This window comes from Levilactobacillus brevis ATCC 14869 = DSM 20054 (genome assembly GCF_001433855.1).
GTDB classification, from domain to species: domain Bacteria; phylum Bacillota; class Bacilli; order Lactobacillales; family Lactobacillaceae; genus Levilactobacillus; species Levilactobacillus brevis.
Map to the genome: position 1 here is coordinate 147326 of NZ_AZCP01000005.1, position 18910 is coordinate 166235.

The 18910-nt window shown below is 46.1% G+C and carries 17 protein-coding genes; 12 read left to right on the forward strand and 5 right to left on the reverse strand.

Features of this window, described 5'->3' with window-relative positions:
• Nucleotides 1-206 precede the first annotated feature (206 nt).
• The 4 genes from glmS to FC61_RS10560 all read left to right on the forward strand — a co-directional run bounded on the left by glmS (nt 207) and on the right by FC61_RS10560 (nt 4675).
• On the forward strand, nt 207-2024 hold the full coding sequence (gene glmS / locus FC61_RS10550; RefSeq protein WP_021741414.1) for a glutamine--fructose-6-phosphate transaminase (isomerizing): 1818 nt from the start codon (nt 207-209) through the stop codon (nt 2022-2024).
• A 144-nt stretch (nt 2025-2168) separates the two neighbouring features.
• On the forward strand, nt 2169-2291 hold the full coding sequence (locus FC61_RS12565) for a hypothetical protein (protein WP_011667463.1): 123 nt from the start codon (nt 2169-2171) through the stop codon (nt 2289-2291).
• A gap of 143 nt (nt 2292-2434) precedes the next feature.
• Nucleotides 2435-3139, forward strand: a complete 705-nt coding sequence (locus tag FC61_RS10555) for a glucosamine-6-phosphate deaminase (protein WP_035464387.1) — start codon at nt 2435-2437, stop codon at nt 3137-3139.
• A gap of 102 nt (nt 3140-3241) precedes the next feature.
• A complete protein-coding gene (locus tag FC61_RS10560; RefSeq protein ID WP_021741412.1) occupies nt 3242-4675 on the forward strand; it encodes a glycoside hydrolase family 73 protein in 1434 nt (477 codons plus the stop codon).
• A 93-nt stretch (nt 4676-4768) separates the two neighbouring features.
• Here the strand turns inward: FC61_RS10560 and FC61_RS10565 are convergent, their stop codons facing one another.
• From FC61_RS10565 to FC61_RS10580, 4 genes are all read right to left on the reverse strand, one after another.
• Nucleotides 4769-6670 carry a heavy metal translocating P-type ATPase gene (locus FC61_RS10565; RefSeq protein WP_021741411.1) on the reverse strand — a complete coding sequence of 634 codons (1902 nt, stop codon included), beginning with the start codon at nt 6668-6670 and terminating at the stop codon, nt 4769-4771.
• A gap of 213 nt (nt 6671-6883) precedes the next feature.
• Nucleotides 6884-9187: a glycoside hydrolase family 31 protein gene (locus FC61_RS10570; protein WP_021741409.1), complete on the reverse strand. Its 2304-nt coding sequence runs from the start codon at nt 9185-9187 to the stop codon at nt 6884-6886.
• 200 nt (nt 9188-9387) lie between these two features.
• A complete protein-coding gene (locus FC61_RS10575; RefSeq protein WP_021741408.1) occupies nt 9388-9939 on the reverse strand; it encodes a ferritin-like domain-containing protein in 552 nt (183 codons plus the stop codon).
• A 30-nt stretch (nt 9940-9969) separates the two neighbouring features.
• Complete coding sequence (locus FC61_RS10580) at nt 9970-10197, reverse strand: heavy-metal-associated domain-containing protein (RefSeq protein ID WP_011667468.1); 228 nt, start codon at nt 10195-10197, stop codon at nt 9970-9972.
• Between the two features lie 269 nt (nt 10198-10466).
• Between FC61_RS10580 and FC61_RS10585 the strand changes: the two genes are divergently transcribed.
• The 8 genes from FC61_RS10585 (at nt 10467) to FC61_RS10620 (ending at nt 17904) form a co-directional block, all read left to right on the forward strand.
• Entirely contained in the window at nt 10467-11552 is a 1086-nt protein-coding gene (locus tag FC61_RS10585) for an ABC transporter ATP-binding protein (RefSeq protein WP_021741406.1), read from the forward strand.
• A gap of 411 nt (nt 11553-11963) precedes the next feature.
• Nucleotides 11964-12272 (forward strand): hypothetical protein, encoded by a 309-nt coding sequence (locus tag FC61_RS10590; RefSeq protein WP_011667470.1) that lies wholly within the window; start codon nt 11964-11966, stop codon nt 12270-12272.
• Between the two features lie 225 nt (nt 12273-12497).
• Nucleotides 12498-13235 carry an NEAT domain-containing protein gene (locus FC61_RS10595; protein WP_021741405.1) on the forward strand — a complete coding sequence of 246 codons (738 nt, stop codon included), beginning with the start codon at nt 12498-12500 and terminating at the stop codon, nt 13233-13235.
• Nucleotides 13236-13340: 105 nt separating this feature from the next.
• Entirely contained in the window at nt 13341-14540 is a 1200-nt protein-coding gene (locus FC61_RS10600; RefSeq protein WP_021741404.1) for an NEAT domain-containing protein, read from the forward strand.
• Nucleotides 14524-15294, forward strand: coding sequence for an NEAT domain-containing protein (locus FC61_RS10605; RefSeq protein WP_021741403.1), 771 nt, complete (start codon nt 14524-14526; stop codon nt 15292-15294). The genes FC61_RS10600 and FC61_RS10605 overlap by 17 nt, the downstream gene beginning before the upstream one ends.
• Before the next feature lie 12 nt (nt 15295-15306).
• Nucleotides 15307-16200 carry a heme ABC transporter substrate-binding protein IsdE gene (gene isdE / locus FC61_RS10610; RefSeq protein WP_021741402.1) on the forward strand — a complete coding sequence of 298 codons (894 nt, stop codon included), beginning with the start codon at nt 15307-15309 and terminating at the stop codon, nt 16198-16200.
• Nucleotides 16197-17165: an iron ABC transporter permease gene (locus FC61_RS10615; RefSeq protein WP_021741401.1), complete on the forward strand. Its 969-nt coding sequence runs from the start codon at nt 16197-16199 to the stop codon at nt 17163-17165. The genes isdE and FC61_RS10615 overlap by 4 nt, the downstream gene beginning before the upstream one ends.
• Nucleotides 17146-17904 carry an ABC transporter ATP-binding protein gene (locus tag FC61_RS10620; RefSeq protein WP_021741400.1) on the forward strand — a complete coding sequence of 253 codons (759 nt, stop codon included), beginning with the start codon at nt 17146-17148 and terminating at the stop codon, nt 17902-17904. Before FC61_RS10615 ends, FC61_RS10620 begins: the two co-directional genes overlap by 20 nt.
• Nucleotides 17905-17974: 70 nt before the next feature.
• Here FC61_RS10620 and ppx read toward each other — a convergent pair whose 3' ends face one another.
• The gene (ppx, locus tag FC61_RS10625; protein WP_021741399.1) at nt 17975-18910 is read right to left on the reverse strand and encodes an exopolyphosphatase; all 936 of its coding nucleotides are present in this window, start codon (nt 18908-18910) and stop codon (nt 17975-17977) included.

Here is an 18910-nt window from a genome sequence, read left to right on the forward strand (position 1 = left end):
TTGCCATCCGTTAGAAATAATAGACCGGTTTTATTTTTTATAATTGACAACCCTAACAGAACGCTGTAAAGTATAGTCATTCAGAGATGATTTTCAAAACGTTTCAGTCTATACCAATTTTAGAGAAAACTGATACATTTCGCTAATCAAACTAACCGACCCGACCGGATAACCGGAAGTGGTGTCGAGCAAAGGAAGATAAACTTATGTGTGGAATTGTTGGAGTGACGGGTAACGATAACGCCGTTAAAATTTTAGTTAATGGGCTACAAAAGTTGGAATATCGCGGCTATGATTCAGCCGGAATCTATGTTAATGACCAAAAAGGCCAGGATTATTTGGTAAAGGCCAAGGGCCGGATTTCCGAATTAAGTGCTAAGATTACGCCAGAAGTTCACGGATCAACTGGGATTGGTCATACGCGTTGGGCAACGCATGGGGTGGTTAGCGTGGATAATGCGCACCCACATTTCTCCAACGACGACCGCTTTTACTTGGTTCACAATGGTGTGATTGATAACTTCCAAGAACTTAAGGCGCAATATTTAAGTGATGTACCTTTCCGGAGCCAAACGGATACAGAAGTTGTCGTACAGTTGATTGATAAGTTTGCGGTAGAAGATCACTTAGATGCTAAGCAGGCTTTCTTGAAGACACTAGGCCTGCTGAAGGGTTCCTCATATGCCTTCTTAATGATGGATCGGGAACAACCAGACACATTATTTGTGGCTAAGAACAAGAGCCCCTTATTAATTGGTGTCGGCGATGGCTTCAACGTTGTCTGCTCAGATGCCTTGGCCATGTTACGGGAAACCCACGATTTCTTGGAATTAATGGATGGTGAAGTTGTAACGATCACGCCAGATAAAGTGGCAATCGAAGACGCTGATGGTCAGACTGTTGAGCGGAAACCTTTCCACGTTGACATGAACGCTGATGAAGCAGACAAGGGCACTTATCCATTCTACATGTTAAAAGAAGTTGATGAACAACCTAACGTGATGCGTAAATTAGCCCAAACGTATCTGTCAGAACACGGCGAACCTAACATTGACAAGCAATTGCTACAAGCAATGGAAGCCGCTGATCGGTTGTATATCATTGGCGCTGGGACGAGTTACCACGCTGGGCTGATTGGTAAGCGCCTCTTTGAAAACTTGGCTCACATTCCAACGGAAGTTCACGTGTCATCAGAATTTGCGTATGAACAACCGATGTTATCTGAGAAGCCATTCTTTATTTTCCTGACCCAATCTGGAGAAACAGCTGATAGTCGTGAAGTTTTGGTTAACGTGAACGATGCGGGTTACCCGAGCTTGACAATCACCAATGTGCAAAACTCCACGTTATCACGTGAAGCCACTTACACCTTGTTGTTACATGCCGGTCCAGAAATTGCGGTGGCTTCAACTAAGGCGTACACGGCCCAAATTGCTTTGGAAGCTATCTTGGCCAAGGCTTTAGGTGAATTAACTGGCCAGATCATTGCGCAGAATTTCAATATTCGGCAACAGTTGGGACTCGTCGCAACTGGGATGCAAGCTATTGTGGATGAAAAGGATAAGCTGGAAGAGATGTCTTCCAAGTACTTGTTAAAGACTAACCGGGCGTTTTACATTGGCCGGGGGATCGACCACGCCGTTTCCTTAGAAGCAGCTTTGAAGCTGAAAGAGATTTCTTATATTCAGTGTGAAGGCTTCGCGTCTGGTGAATTAAAGCATGGCACGATTGCATTAATTGAGGCTGGAACACCAGTTATTGGGTTTATTACGCAGGCGAAGACGGCTGGTTTAACCCGGAGTAACTTACAAGAAACGATGGCCCGTGGTGCACAAACCTTGACGATTGTCCGGGAAAGTTTAGCCGTAGATGGTGATGACTTAGTCTTACCGGATGTCGATGAGATGTTAATGCCACTCTTAAGTGTCGTACCAGCACAATTGTTGGCTTACTACACGAGTTTAAATAAGGGCTTAGATGTTGATAAGCCACGGAACTTGGCTAAGAGTGTGACAGTTGAATAACTAGATAAGTTGAAAAGGTCGAGACAATTGTCTCGGCCTTTTTTGTGTTTATGGGAACCTGTAACGACAGGGACTTCTGCTTGCGTAAACGGGATTTTCGCTGTATAGTACTTACAGTTAATTAATGAAAACGGTGGTGAAAAAATGAAGTATACAAAACGAGTGGATACCCATAAGAACCAGAAACAACGCGATGCAACTTTTGAGAAGTTCCGGAAACAACAAAATGAATTAAGTGCGAACCGGCGAGGTATTCGTCGGAAATAGCGGCGGTTGCCATGTGGCAGGCCGCTTTTTTATTTGATAAACAATTTTTTTGAGCAAAGGACTTGCGAAACCGGTCTAGAGCATTTATAATTGGACTATACCATTAGAGAGGGAGACTGAATGAGATGAAACAATTAGCTAATATGAATGTTCAAATCGTCAGTGATAAAATTGCCGGAGGACAGGCCGGCTATCAGGTCTTTGAAACGGTTTTGCAGCAGGGAGCTAAAGTACTAGGTTTGGCAACGGGGAGTACGCCAGTCACAATCTATGATCGGCTGGTGGCCAGTGATTTGGATTTTAGTCAGTTGACGTCCGTTAATTTAGATGAATACGTGGGTTTAAGTGCAGATCATCCCCAAAGTTACCATTATTTTATGCAACAGCACTTATTTGCCGCTAAACCGTTTGCCCACTCCTATGTACCGGACGGGACTAACTTAGATGAGCAGGCGGCAACTACGGCGTATGATGACATTATTGCAGCGAATCCAATTGATTTGCAGCTATTAGGGTTGGGCCAAAATGGTCACATCGGTTTTAATGAGCCGGGAACACCAGCGGACTCCACCACCCATAAAGTCGCATTAACGGCCTCCACGATTGCGGCCAACGCGCGGTTTTTCGATAATGCCGACGAGGTGCCACGTTATGCTTATTCAATGGGGATTGGCTCAATTCTAAAGGCTAAACAAATCTTAATTGTAGCTTATGGTGAAGCAAAGGCCGCTGCCGTGGCCGCCATGATTCAAGGGCCAGTTACACCGGATGTACCAGCCAGCTTTTTGCAGACTCATCCGAATGTTACGGTGATTTTGGATGAAGCGGCGGCTAGTCGTTTAGATTAAAGCTATGTTACAACACGATTTTATCTTAAGTTTTTCTTTTGAGACCCCGTCAAACTATGGTATTCTTTACCTGAAAGCGATTTTAAGGGGGAAACCGATAAAATGGTGCGAATAAAACGATGGCTACTAGCGGCACTGGTGATGAGTGCCGGTGTCAGTGGCTTTATGTTAACGAAGGGGACGAGTCATGCGGCGACGACGGACCCACAAACCTTTATTTCAACGCTCAAAAGTCCCGTCACGACTGTTGCCAATCAGTATAAGCTATACCCGTCTGTGATGATGGCCCAAGCGGCACTTGAAAGTGCCTGGGGAACCAGCACATTGACAACGACCGCAAATAATTATTTTGGCATTAAAGGGAGCTACAATGGTGCTTCCGTGACGATGAAAACGGCTGAGTATGATAGTAATGGTCAATTATATTATACGAATGCGAACTTTCGTAAATATCCAAGTGCTAAGGCGTCAATGACGGACAATGCTAAGCTTTTACGTAATGGGACCAGTTATAACACCAGTATTTACAGTGGTACTTGGCGGGAAAATGCGGCAACGTATGCAGATGCCGCTAATGCGCTGACTGGTACGTACGCCACGGCGCCCACTTATGGAAGTAGCTTGATTTCAATTATTAAGCAGTATGGGTTGAACACGTTGCTGGATGCTAGTGCTTCCGATAGTTCGAGTTCCAATTCAAATTCTGGCTCAACACCAAAACCTAAACCAGTGGTCTACTCTAAAGCAACTTATTATGGTGCCAGCGGGACGCAAACGGCTCGATTAAGTGGGCAGTATGCGACTTATCGGTTGTATAACCACGTGAAGGGAACCCGCGCCAATATCACTAAAACGGCCTGGAGCAAAGTTGCTGCTGGAAAGAATGTCTTAGTTTACTTGGACATGCGGGGCGTTAAAAAAGATGCATCAACCGGGAAGAAGACGACTTGGTATCGCATTCGGTTCGCCAAAAACACCTCCGCTAAGAAATATTGGGTATATGCCAAGGCGTTGACGTTGCCAACCGTAAAATATACGAGTGGCACGGCTACGGTCAAAGTGAATAATACAGTTAGTGGCAGCTATTATGATCATGTTTTTAATTCACCTTATTTGGCAAAGTCCATGGGGGCCCTAAATAAGCTAACGGCGAAGTCCTATGTGGCTGATAAACAAGCAATCAAAACACAGGATGGTTATAGGTCAACGTGGTACCGGATTAAGGTTGGTAAACAATCGTATTGGATTGCAGCCACCGAGACGGCTGCGGCACCGCAGTATGACGCGGTTACTTATTCAGCAACTAGCGGAACCAAAAAGTTAAGTGCTAAGTACAGTAAATATACGCTCTATAATCACGTTAAAAAAACCCATTTCAATCAGAAAACTTACAAATGGCCTGCGGGTAGTAAAAAGGGCACTAAGGTAACGGTTAATTTCAAAGGTGTGAAAACGGCTTATAAGACCACGTGGTACCGGATTCAGTTTAACGGTAGTCAGACGAATTACTGGGTTGATGCCCGGGCTTTGGCTTAAGTTGTTGCATAACTGGAACAAGTAAAAGGGTTTCTCGGAATCAAGCAGATTCTGAGAAGCCCTTTTTGGTGTTGTAATAATGTCTTGCTCAACTTAATTAGTCGCTAACTGTTGGGGTTGAGCGGGGGTGGCGGCAGCCGTGCGGGGCTTGTAGCCAATTAAACGCATGGCGTTGAAAATGACGACTAAGATGGAGGCTTCGTGCACGAACATACCACTTGCCATGTAGATATACCCATAGACTAAACCGATTAGGAGAAACGCCACCGTGAGAATGGCAATTGCAATATTTTCCTTAGTATTGGCAGATGTTTTTTTCGTTAAGCCCACTGCGTGACTGAGTGCGGTAAAACTCGATTGCATGAGGACCACATCAGCCGTTTCAATAGCAACGTCGGTTCCACCCCCCATAGCAATCCCGACATTGGCTGTTGCTAGGGAAGGGCTATCGTTAATCCCGTCACCCACGAAGGCAACATTGCGGCCCATGTCTTGGAACTTCTTAACAAAGGTAACTTTGTCGGCTGGGAGAAGATCTGCGTGAACTTCGTCAATTCCCAATGATTCAGCTACAGCTTGAGCGGTCGCTTGGTTGTCCCCGGTTAACATGACTAAATGCTTGATTCCTTGGCGTTTCATTGCAGCTAAAGCACCAGGAACTTCAGGTCGAACGGTGTCGGCTACGCCCAAAATCATAGCGAGTTGCCCAGCATAACCGACCAACACCGTGGATTGCCCGGTATCTTGCATCGCATGTAGGTCGCTTAGCTGGTCCTCGGTGAGGGAAATCTGATGATCTTTGAGTAAGGCGGCATTGCCGACGTATAATGGTGCGTCGTGCCATTGGCCGATCATTCCTCGCCCCTTGATGGTCTCGGTAGACATCGTAACGGGAGTATCTGGCGATTGGGCAGTTAAGTGTGCAACAATTGCTTGGGCTAAGGGATGATCAGAAGTCTGTTCGATCTGCGCAACACCCGTTAGTAATGAGTGATCGGTTGTATATTGCTTGGTTGAAGCAACAGTCATTTTACCGGTCGTTAAGGTCCCAGTCTTATCAAAGACGATGGTATCGACTTTGGCTAGGCTTTCAACGACATCGCCTCCCTTAATGAGGATACCGTGTTTGGCGCCGTTACCGATACCAGCGACGTTAGAAACGGGGGCACCAATAACCAAAGCACCAGGGCATCCCAGTACAAGCACGGTGATCGCTAAACGTAAATCACGCGAGAAAATAAAAACTAGAATCGCGATGACTAGGACAGCCGGCGTATAGTATTGCGCGAATTTATCAATGAATTTTTCCGCGGGTGATTTAGTGTCTTGGGCTTCTTCAACCAACTCAATAATCTTGGAAAAAGTAGTCTCGTCACCGACTTGGGTGGCCGTAATCTTCAAGGTGCCACTTTCGACCATTGCCCCTGAGTAAACGTGATCGCCGTGTTGCTTATTAATGGGCCGTGATTCGCCAGTAATTGAGGCTTCGTTGACGTAACCAGTACCATCTGTGATTGTGCCGTCAACGGGGATTTGACCACCAGCCTTAACTAAAACCAGGTTACCTTCTTCTAAGTCATCGACATCAACCTCTTCGGTAGTATCATCGTCATTGACTAATAGTGCAGTTGTCGGTGCCATTTCAGTTAAGGATTGAATGGCTCCCCGCGTTTTGGCTAGTGTTTTTTGCTCGAGATAGGAACCAAAGAGAAAGAGGAAAGTCACAATGGCTGACTCTTCAAATTCACCGATGGCAAAGGCGCCGATGACGGCAATCCCGACGAGAAGTTCAATACTGAAGACCCTGGCTTTAAGGGCGCCGATGGCGCGTAAGACAATGGGGGCTGCTGCAATTACCGAAGCAATAATCCAAGCAGTATCCGTGATATAAGGAACTTTTGTGAACCATGTGTTGAGAAAGCCAAGAATGATCAGACCAGCTGACCAAAAGGTAATGGGATTAGTATGGGAATAAATATAACGTTGAATTGTCATAAGTGAACGATCCTTTCTTTAAAAGACAGTTTTAAGTGTTGGGTTCCTTGTTGATGAGTTTATTATGCCTGCTTTTTGCCTAGCTTAACTTGATGTGAATCAAGTTAGCGAGAATAGTTGGTGAAATGAGTAAAATTAATAGAATTATGGACGATTCAAAATGCCCCTGAATGGCCAAGTAAAGGTCATTTAGGGGCAACGGTTAACTCGCTATTAGATTTGTTGATAACTAGTGGTCTGCGCGTCATAAGTAAGTGTAACCACACGATCGCTTAAGGCTAGGTGAATGGTCTGATAAGCGGCAGAAAAGCCGTGATGAGTTAGCGTTACTGAAACTTGGTGAGGATCAACGCTGAGGTGATAACAATTATATTGACCAGTCTGATAGTCGAAATTGCTTCCGTTATCCTGATAATGGTCATAAGTCCCTTGATCGCCGAACAGCTGGAAAGTCATTGATGAGTCGGGGGTTTCCGCAATATGATCAACGGCTGGTCCCCAAGGAAGTAGCGTTTGCCGTTTGATGAACAATGGCAGCTTGTCCAGGGGCGCTTGAACCACGATGTCTTGCTGTCCGGCGTAGGTTTGGTGAGTCCAGAAGTCAACCCATTCGCCAGCTGGCAGATAGACGAGCCGTTGCCGCTTGGACTTTTGGACGATTGGCGCCACGAGGATCTGGTCGCCGACCATGAATTCATCGTCAAGATTTTGAGTCCGGTGATCAGTCGGATAATTCAAGACTAAAGGCCGCATAATCGGTAATCCTGTGTGACTTTCCTGTGCGAATAAATCATAGAGGTATGGGATAAACCGATAGCGTAGTTTAAGATACTTGCGGTAAATGCTAAGGGTTGGCTCACCAAAGGCCCAAGGCTCCTGCCGACGAGTCCCCATTGCCGCATGATTTCGCAATAGGGGGCTAAAGATGGCCGCTTCAATCCAACGGGTGAGTAGTTCCGGGCTAGTATCCGACGCAAAACCGCCGATATCGGTTCCCACAAAGCTAAAACCACTTAAACCTAAGTTGCAAAGCTGGGGAATCATCATCTGTAAATGAGGCCACATGCTCCGATTGTCGCCAGTCCAAACGGTCGCGTACTTTTGCGTACCGGCATAAGCGGCGCGGGTGATAACAAATGGGCGTTTGCCTTGATGTTGTTTGAGGCCCTCATAGGTGGCTTGTGCCATGTTATGGCCATAAACGTTGTGCATTTTTCGGTGAGTTGCGGGTTGGTCCTGGTCGTAGAAGACGGTGTTTTCTGGAATCTCGCCATCAAAAGAGGCGGGCTCATTCATGTCGTTCCAGATTCCCGCCACCCCTAAATCTGTCAGGAATTTCGTATTGTTGGCCCACCACTGGCGGACGGCCGGACGACCAAAGTCGGGAAATGCGGAGTCACCAGGCCAGACCTTATTGATATAGACTTCACCAGTCGGAGTTTTCACGAAATAATTCTGGGCAACACCAGTAGTATAAACGGGGTAATCAGGGTCTTGTTTGACACCGGGATCAATAATTGGCACGACCTTGATTCCGCGGGCCTTCAGGCGGGCAATGAATTTTTGTGGATCAGCATACTTGGTGTGATCCCACGTAAAGACGCGGTAACCATTCATGTAATCGACATCGAAATGAATCGCATCACAAGGCAAATCATACTTCTTTAAGTTATCCGCGATGGCCTGAACTTCGGTTTGACTGGCGCTATACCCCCAACGGGATTGTTGATAACCTAACGTCCATTTTTGGGGCAATGGTGTGCGGCCTGTTAGATAAGTATAGGTTGTGACAATATCCTTGAGGGTGTGACCACCCAGAATATAATAATCAAGATTGCCTGCAACGGCAGTGTAGACATAATAATGGGGGTCTTCCTTGCCTAAGTCGAGATGACTCTTGTATGGGTTATCGAAAAATAAACCATACGGGTGACCATTTTTTAATCCCAACATAACGGGAATTGACTTGTAGATATTGGGTAAGATCTCTAATTGTGGATCGGGATAGTCTATATTCCAATTATCATATTCAAAGCCCCGCTTGTTAAGGTAGCCGGTCTTGTCACCCAAACCATAGAGTTGCTCATCGGAGGCGAGGTCTTTAACAACCTGAAAATAATCAGCATCGTGGGCTGATTGGGTTGTCGCACTATGACCTTCTGCTTCTACCAATTTTTGATGAACCTTATCGACTCCCTTATCTAAGAGGTGCCGTTCACCACGGTAATCGGTTACCAATGGAGCGCCTTGCGCATCATAAACATCAATATGGCGATCGGCATCTAGGCTGACGGCTAAGGCCGACGTTCGTAATTCATAGTGATTATCTTTAGTGGTTAATGTAAAGGGCGTTGATTGCTGCTTGTTACCGGTAATGGCGTAAGAGTGCCCTGACTCGCCACGATTACTGAACACCCGAATAATCGTTAGGGTGAGAACGGTTAGTTGCAAGGCACCTTGCGAATAAGCAAACGTCACGGTTTGCTGTTGTTGCTGATAGTGAGGTAAGTTAGACATTTGAGGGAACTCCTTTAATCAAGATATCGGGTTGGAACGGATTAGTCACTAGTTGACGAGCCTGATAAAGGCTGTCTAGTCGCCAATGCAACCGGTTACTTCAATCTAACCGCTTTTGTCAGAAAAATGCAACCGGTGGGCTAACAAAAAAACGACGCCGCCTCACAGGACGTCGTCGCTTTTTGATTTAGGGGAATTAATTAATCATCGTCGTCTTCATCCTCATCATCTAAACCGGTATGAGCCGAATTACCCAAAACGGCTTGAAGTTCGCGGATGATGTGATTGTTGGTTCCACGAAGGGTTACCAAGAAGGTGGCTAGTGCAGGCCGACTTTCTTTTTCAGCGAGCTTAATGGCCCGATCAATAAAGAGATTGTGGGTATCCGCATCATGAATCAATTCGTTGAGTTGATCTGTAGCGGCGTAATACTTTTTGTCGCCACCTTCTTGTAACATGTTATAGTCATGATACTCTGTCGTAGTGGTTGAGACGATTTCACCTTCATCTAGTAGTAATTCACCTAGCGCATCAAATTGGTTACGGTAAGTGGTGATGTAGGTAGTGAGGAGTTGACGGACGCTGAGTGCTAGGGGACCTTTTATTGACCAACGAACCTGATGGAACTTGACAATGGAAATATGCAGATTAGCTAAGATGTGGTTGGTCATGGCACCAGCGGTGGGAACGTGGTGATCATGTTCGGTTTGCGCTTTTTCAGCAGCGTAACGGTCTTCAATAGTTGTCGTCATGGGCGAGACATCCTTTCTAATATGACAAGATTATAGGTCTTTAACTTTGGCGCTTTTAACGGTATAGCCTAAATCGGTAACGGCCGCTTCTAAACTTTCAGCACTCACTTTGTCAGTGTTGAATTCAGCTTTGATTTTGCTGGCATTAAAGAGAACTTTGACATTTTCAACGCCGTCTTTTTTACTCAGGGCGCCTTCGATTTTAGTCATGCAAGACGGGCAGGTTAGGTCATCTAATTTCATGGTTACTTTACTCATTGGGAAAACCTCCTTGAAAGTTGTTTAACTTGATTACAAAGCTTAGTATACGGAGCTACTGACGAGATTAACTTGACTCAAATCAAGTTGAGAAGATTTTCGGAAAATACTTTAATTGACCAGAGAAGTAGACGGTACTAAAGAAAAAGCTAAGCTCAACGAGATTTTTTCCACAAAGCGGAAATATTTGGTATAATACAACAGACTAAGCTCAGGCACTGTGCTGGGTAATGCAGGTAGCGCAAATTTTGAGTTAGGAAGTTTAATTCATGGATAATTCTTATAAAATTAAAGTACAACATGTGACAAAGGAATACGATCTTTACAAGAGTCAGGCGGAAAAGTTGCGGTCATTTTTCTCACTAAGCAATTCTAAGGTGCCACATTTTTGGTCTTTAATGGGCATTTCACTAGAAGTGAAGGCTGGAGAAACGTTGGGCTTGATTGGGGTTAACGGATCTGGTAAATCAACGCTCTCTAATATTATTTCCGGAATTATTCCGCAAACGACCGGGACGGTGGATGTGCGTGGTGATACCTCAATTATTGCTATTGGTGCGGGGCTACGGGGTAATCTAACCGGCTTGGAAAATATTCGCTTGAAGGCACTCATGCAGGGGTTAACCAACCCAGAGATTGATGCCTTAATGGATGATATCGTTTCGTTTGCGGATATTGGTGACTTCTTGTATCAACCCGTTAAGAGCTATTCATCAGGGATGAAATCTCGGTTGGGCTTTTCGATTGCGGTACACGTTAATCCAGATATCTTGATCATTGATGAAGCCTTATCCGTCGGGGATGATACCTTCTATCAAAAGTGTGTGGACAAAATTTCTGAGTTCAAAGATGAAGGGAAAACCATTGTCTTTGTTAGTCACTCATTAAAGCAGATTGAGATTTTGTGTGATCGGGTTGCTTGGATTCATTACGGAACGTTAAAAGAAATTGGTGCTACTGAAGCGGTGGTTAAGCACTACCGCGAGTTTACCAAGTGGTTCAAGGGACAAAGCAAGAAGGAAAAGAAACACTTCCAACGGCAGATGAAAGCTAACCAGAAGGCATTTGATATTGATGCTTACCAGCAACAGGTGATTGAGGAACGACAGGCTAATGATCCGAGCGATCAGAATGTTGCCGCAGAAGTTAAAAAGGACTTCTATGGTTCAGTTATCAGCGAAAAGATGAGTTGGGGTAATCGGTTCTTGACCATCGCAGTGGGAATCGTGTTTGTGTTAGCCTGTCTGATCAACGTTTCAGGGCACTCACTGGGAGACGTGATACAAAACCCAGGGAATATCGTGCACCCAGAAACGGTTCTCCACGATACCAATGCCACGTCTGGTGTCAAATAATAGAATAATGAGAAAACAAATAGATTTTTATCATTTAACGTGGTATCGTTAAATTACCATTTATTTACCTCTTTAGCTGATTTCCCAATGAATTGGTTAAAGGTTTATCTCTCATTTGGTGAAGACTAAATGGTGGGGGCTGGAAGTTATTTCCGGCCCTTTTTGCGTTGATGACTAACTGTCTCAGGGTCAACGCGGTGTTTAGCGGAAATCATCAAAAATAAAAACGTTTTTCTGAAAAAGTATTGACAGCGCTTACAAATACCGGTATATTATAGCTTGTAAGGTATTAATAATTACCTTCTAATCAATTCTCTTTCTCTCTTATGCCGACCACTGCCATTCCCTGGTAGTGGTTTTGTTTTGTTCGTAGACCGGTTATAATAGATCTATTGCGCGGAGGTGAGAGTGATGAAGAGTCACGAAGTATTTACGTTGATTGAAGAGATAACGCGTTTAGATGGCAGTAAGTATATGGAAATTAGTAATATGGTGCAAAATGGTCGGGCTGAGTTGGCGGTTGAACGGGGACTCATTAAAGAAGTTCGGATTTTACAATTAAACATCGCCCATACGCCACACGTTCAGGCATACGAGGATTATGTTAATGAGCACTATGCGATGCCTGAAGAAGACTTTACTGAGTTTCAGGAATGGGCCAAGCCGGCCGAGGTTCAAGAAGAAGTCACAGCAATCTTACATGAAAATCACATTGGATAGGTAACTTAAGTAACTTACTTAAACCGTAACTAGGGATCTTGTTGGTAGATCCCTGGTTTTTTTGGTATGGAGCAATGGGGAGGGAGACGTTAATCGTTTCGTCTATCGGTATATAAACCAAATGTCAGTTTGAATGGCTACAAAATTGTGGTGCTCAACTAATTTTCGTGCTACGATGAATTCGGATTCATAAGTTACATATTTTGTTTTGGGAGGGTATTTCTTATGAAAAAATCTTTAACTGTTATGAGTGCGTTATTAATGCTGGCGAGTGCGGGCGCCGGTATTTCAGTCAATCAAGCTGTTGGTAACCCAGCAACTGCTCAAGCGGCCAGTTTAAACGCCGCTAAGCTGGCAAATGGTCGGTATAGTGTTCAGTTTAATGTTTACAAGACTGGGACTACCACACCGTCTGAGGCCGCTAATTACTTAGATAGCACGGCAACCGTTAGCGTTAAGAATAAACAGGCCACAGTGACAATCAAAGCGACTGCTGCTGGGAGCTCCTATATTAAGGCGCTGACCCTAGGGGGCAAGACGGGCACTGTTAAACAGGCAACGAGTGGTAACACCTATACCTTTACAAAGGTAGATTTAACTAAGACACAAACGATTGGTTTTTCACTGGCTGTGCCAATGAATGGGCAAACCATGACCATGCAAGAAGCAGCAACGCTTCAGTTTAAGACCAACACGCTTAAAGCAACCAGCAAGACCACCAAAAAGGCGGTTGCCCTGAGTACTAAACGGGTTAAAGCGGCTGCTAAGAAAGTAAGTGGTACAACGACTAAGGGTGCCAAAGTAACCGTTAAACATAACAAGACAACCTTGGGCAAGACGACAACTAAAAAGACGGCTTACACGGTTAAACTGAAAAAGGCAGTTAAGAAGAGTTGGAAATTAAAGGTAACCGCTACTAAAGCCGGTTATAAGCCAGTAACTAAGACGGTAACGGTTAAGTAAAACAAGCCATGGCAACCATGACGGCGACAACGAGATCAAGACGTCTAGTCTGGTCTCGTTGTTTTGTCTAATGCCAAAAAGAATGGAAAATGGGGGAGTTTATCAATGAAAGTTCGACAACAATTCTGGCGGTGGCTCGGTTGTTTGGTACTGATTTGGGCCATCTTTATTGGTTGGTCAGGAACAGCGCATGCGGCAGCACTGAGTAATGGGGTGTACCAGGTTCCCATGAAGATTATTAAGGCCGATAGCAATGCAACTTCATCAGCGAATCCGTTTTTCACGGATTCGGCAGTGGCGCGAGTTCAAGATCAACAGACAACGCTCTTGATAACATCTAACGGCGCGCAATATATCAAGTCGATGAAAATCAGTGGTCAACCGGTAACTAAGGTCAAGGCGGTTAACCAGCAAACCATTTATCAGGTGAATCTAACTGGTCAGACGAGTCCATTGACAACAACGTTTAGTTTGACAACGCCGTTGGGGGCGATGAATGAAACGGCCCGGCTAGCATTAGATTGGGAAAAAGCGCAACGACTCAGCACAACAACGACAACGAGTGAACTATTGGACCAGACAACGACACTGGCTGATACGGCAAAAAGTAGCAGTCAGGCAAGTTCTCAGGACAAGTCTTCGCAGCAGACAACTCCAGCGACAACCACGAAGACGAGTACGGCCCAAACGGCTAAAATAGTTAAAGCAACTGCTAAAACCGAATACTGGCGGTATCAAGTGCTACAGGGAACGAAAATGAAGAAGTCCGAAGCGGATCAATACTATACGGATCTTGCTAAGGTTACCCCAACTAAGCAAGGCTATCGCGTGACACTGACAGTCAAGTATGCCAAGTCATTAAAGTTAGGGAGTCGGGCAGTTGTGCCTGAATCAATCAATCGAATGGCACCGCAGCAAGTAAGCTATGGTCAAACGGCTAAGGCATATACCATGCAGTATAGTTTTATGGTCGCTAATCGACAAGACTTAGCCAGTCAATTGATACCCGGAAAGATTCACGTGACGGTGCCGGTTATGTCGATTAGTGAAACCTTTCCGATTCGCTTCCGATTTGCCAGCAGTGGATCAGCAGATCAGACTCAGGCGGCAACCGTTGCTGCATTGCCGAAAACCACTGAACAGGCAACTACAGCAACAGCGCCATCTACTACGCACCATGCTGCAGCTAAGGCAACGTTGCCAAAGACGGGTGAACAGCAGTCGTCATGGTCGATGTTGGGTTGGTTGGGACTCATCGCTTGTGGTTATGTATTAGGGGGGAAACAACGTGAAGCAGCAGATTAAGAATTGGCTATGTGTCGGATTATTTGCGCTCTTATTTTTGTGGTTAATTCCAACCCCGGCACACGCGCAATCAATCGATTATGCGGCGTTAAAGTATGGAACCAAGCAAACGTCAATGGCGAGCGGTTACTTCGTTCATCCGGCGACGGTAACGGTGAGAAATCATGCTTATGTGGTTACGATGGATATTAAGACAGCTAAAAAGCTGACTAATTGGCCGGTCAAGGTGTTGTCAGTTGACGGTCAGGCACCAACCAACGTGCGCAAGGAAAAGGATTCGGCAGGTAACTCGCATTTATATTATTCATTCACGACGACCAATTTAAAACGGGCGGTTACAGCTAAGCTCGCGATTAATGTGCCGGATGTATACCGCGCTAAGCATTTGATTACTTTTAAATTTCAAACAGCCCATCTGCCGGCACTAACCCAAGCAAAAACGGCAACAACGGCGAAAAAAGTACCAGCAGTCAAGACATCAAAAAAGACGAACACATCAACTGCCAGTTCAACGTCAGCGGTCAAACCAACCAAGTCGGTTCACCACCAGTCAAAGTCTAAGGAGCAACCGACAACGTCATCAAGTTCGTCAAGTCATCAGCCAAGTGCGAAGACCTTAGCCAACCAGCAGTCCGCAACTAATGCGGATCGAGTTCCCCAACAGAGCACGCATTGGGGCCGGTTAATTGCTGGTATCGTAGCGATTTTGGTTGTTGTCGGTGGCGGTAGCTGGTGGTATGTTGGCCGACATTAGGAGGAAAAGCAAATGCGAAATCCTAGAAAAATTGGCTTAATAACACTGGCTGTGCTCGTACTCTGTGGAATAATTGGCGGTGGTCTGGCTTGGCGTCAGCAATATCGACAACAGACCCAGCCACGGATTGTGGCCACGACCTATGCCATCGTGCAAATTGCGGTCAAACTTCATTTACCGTTAGTGGGCGTTCCGACGACGGCTAATACGATGCCCAAACAGTATCAGCATGTCACTAAGGTTGGTAGCCCAATGAATCCCAGCGTAGAGAAGATTGCAGCGCTGAAACCGACCGTGGTGTATTCGGTGACCACGTTGGATGATCAGTTTGGTGCAGCCTTTAAGGCCCAACACGTTACGCCGCACTTTTTAGATTTGACGAGTGTTGGTCATTTGCAGACAACGCTGACACAGTTGGGACAACGGTACCAGCGCCAGTCGGCTGCAGCTAAACAAAATCGGTTGATTAATCAGGCAAAACAACGGGTCAAGCAACGGGCGCAACGACAAAAAGCACCACGGGTATTAGTCCTCATGGGCTTGCCGGGTGCCAGTTATATGATTGCTACCAATCGGTCCTATGTGGGTGATTTGGTCCGATTAGCCGGTGGTCAAAATGTGTTTACGAGTCAGCATCAAGAATACCAGCAACCAAACGACGAAGCCATTCAAAAGGCTAATCCACAGGTAATTTTACGTTTGGCCCATGCCATGCCAACCATGGTGACCAAGCAATTCAACCAGGAATTTAAGTCTAATCGGATGTGGTCGAAAACGGCGGCGGTTAAACACCACCGTGTCTATGATCTAACGGAACCGACATTTGATGCGACGGCCAATATGCAAGTTGTCGCAGCGCTTAATCAGGTGAGTCGTTGGCTCTATCCCCAGGAGGTGCCAGCATGAAGCAACATGCGGGCTGGTGGTATACCGGAATCTTAGGCTTACTGCTGGTGACGATTGTACTAGCGATGATGGTTGGCACCACCTGGCTGGGCATTGCGCAGATTTTCCGCGCCGTGACACGACCGGCAAGTTCAGATTTTACGACCGTGTTTACATTACGGGTGCCACGAATTCTAAGCAGTCTAATTTGTGGTGGAAGTTTAGCAGTCGCCGGGGCCCTGTTTCAAGCGGTTTTTCGTAACCCAATTGCCGATCCCAGTATTTTAGGGGTGAGTGCGGCAGCTAATTTTTTCAAATTAGGGGGCGCACTGTTGTTGCCCGCCATGTGGGGCCGCAATTGGTTCTTCGCTCTGGGGGGCGGCTTAGTCGCCTTGGCCATTTTAACCAGTGGCCGCGCATTAGCTGATCCCTACCGCTTAATTATTGTTGGGGTCGCTTTGGATGCGACCTTTGTGGGCTTGCAACAGTTACTCAGTAGCGGGGCGACGCAAATCAGCTCCAGTACGTTTAATGGTATGACGTGGTCAGAGACTACCGTGCTCTTGATTTTGGGGGTTATTGGACTGATAGGGGCCTTGTTGATTGCACCTTGGGCCAATTACCTAAAGTTGACTGATATGGCACTGAGCCACGTTGGTGTGCCCGTCAGCGTTATTCGTTGGAGTCTGCTGCTATTAGGCATGTATTTGGCGGTTAGTGTTACCGCAGTCGTGGGCGCGATTCCCTTTGTCGGAATCGTCGTCCCCAATATTGCGCGACGCTTAGTCGGACATGATTATCAGACGGTCTTGCCGTTTTCAATGTTGGCGGGCGCTTGGCTGATGTTAGCAGCAGATACATTGGGACGAACGGTTATTAGTCCCAGCGAGATCTCGGCAGCGACGATGATGGCGATTATCGGTGGGCCGTTTGTGATTTTGTTACTACAACGGGGGCGAGGGTTTTATGGAATGTCGACACGTTAGTTATCATTATCCACGACAAAAAAGTGGCCTCACTGCATTATCTGGCGAATTACCGACTGGAAAAATCACCACGATCATTGGCCCGAATGGAGCAGGAAAGTCAACGCTATTACAACTGTTGGCAAGACAATTGTTGCCCCAATCTGGGGAGATTCGTTTGGCCGACCAACCGCTGACTCATTGGACCACCAAGCAGCTGGCCCAACGAGTGGCAATGGTCACCCAACATCATCAGCTATATGATGAGTTGATGGTTCAGGAGGTTGTTGCCATGGGACGGTTACCATATCATAACTTATGGCAAACGGTGCCGTTTCATGAGGTGCAGCCTTATTTGGCGCAAACGGGGTTACTTGCTTTAGCCGATCAGTTCATGCAAGATTTGTCAGGTGGTCAACAGCAACGTGCGTGGCTAGCCGCAGCTCTGGCTCAGGAACCGGCCGTTTTGCTGCTGGACGAACCGACCACGTACTTAGATGTACACTATCAGCAGACCCTGATGACGCAGTTGCAATCGTTGGCGGCTAAGGGCATGACGGTTGTTCAGGTGCTACATGACATCAATCAAGCTTTTCAGGTGAGTGATTGGCTGTGGTTATTGAATGATGGTCGTTTGGCCGCCAGTGGAACTCCGGCCCAATTGCGTGATCCACAACTGCTGGAACGGGTGTTTAATACCACTGTGGAAGTGGTCACGGTGCCGCGATTTGGTCCTTATATCGTGCAATTGCCCAATTAGATTATGTGAAATTTTAAAAAATGAGCACCCGCGAAACGAAAGGTTCCGTAGATGCTCATTTTTTAGTTGATCAATGACTCTCCGCCTTGATTTGATTGATTCGTTCAAATAAAATACCATCGCGTAAGCCGGCGTTGGAAAAAGTAATTAACTGTGAATCAAGTAGGCGCATTAGCAGGGCAACCGGGACTAAGCCACCGACGATAATGTCCGCTCGGTCCTTGGAAAGCCCCGGTACCTTTTTTCGTTCAGCCAGGTTGAGACCAAGTAGTTGCGTTAAGGTGTTATAGACATCGGTGGCAGTTAATTTGTAACCATGGATATCTTCCACATTTAAGAAGTTTTTCTTACGGCGATTAATTTTAGCCAATGTTCGATTGGCACCGCCTAAACCAATGATCGGTAAGTTGGTCGCTTCACGTAACCACCAAACGTCGTTGAAGACGTTGTTAACAAACGTCATGGCGGAGAAAAGCGAGTCGGCTTGAATCCGGTCATTTTCTAAATAAGCTTGAGATAGCGTGACAGATCCTAGGGGGATTGATACAACGTGTTTCATCTGGCGATTCTGAACCAAGATGAGTTCGGAAGATGCGCCCCCAGTATCGACCAGTAAGCCGTTGACGATCGGGAGTGTATGGATAACACCCAGATAGTCGTAGCGCGCCTCTGTTGCGCCAGAGATCACCTTAAACGTCAATCCCAGCTGATCTTTAACCTGCTTGAGAAATTGCTTTTGGTTCGTGGCTTGGCGAACGGCTGCTGTAGCCACAGCCACAATGCGGGGATGATCGAGCTTATCATAGATGGCCTTAAACTCACTTAACGCCGCTAGTGTCCGGTCTATAGCCGCGGGTTGTAACTGCTGATCAACGCCCATATTTTCTGATAGACGGACGTAACGTTTTTCAGCCGCTAAGGTATGGTGATCGCCGGTATCATCAAGTTTACTGATGGTCATCCGGACAGAATTGGATCCAAGATCAATGACGACTAAAGTTTCCAT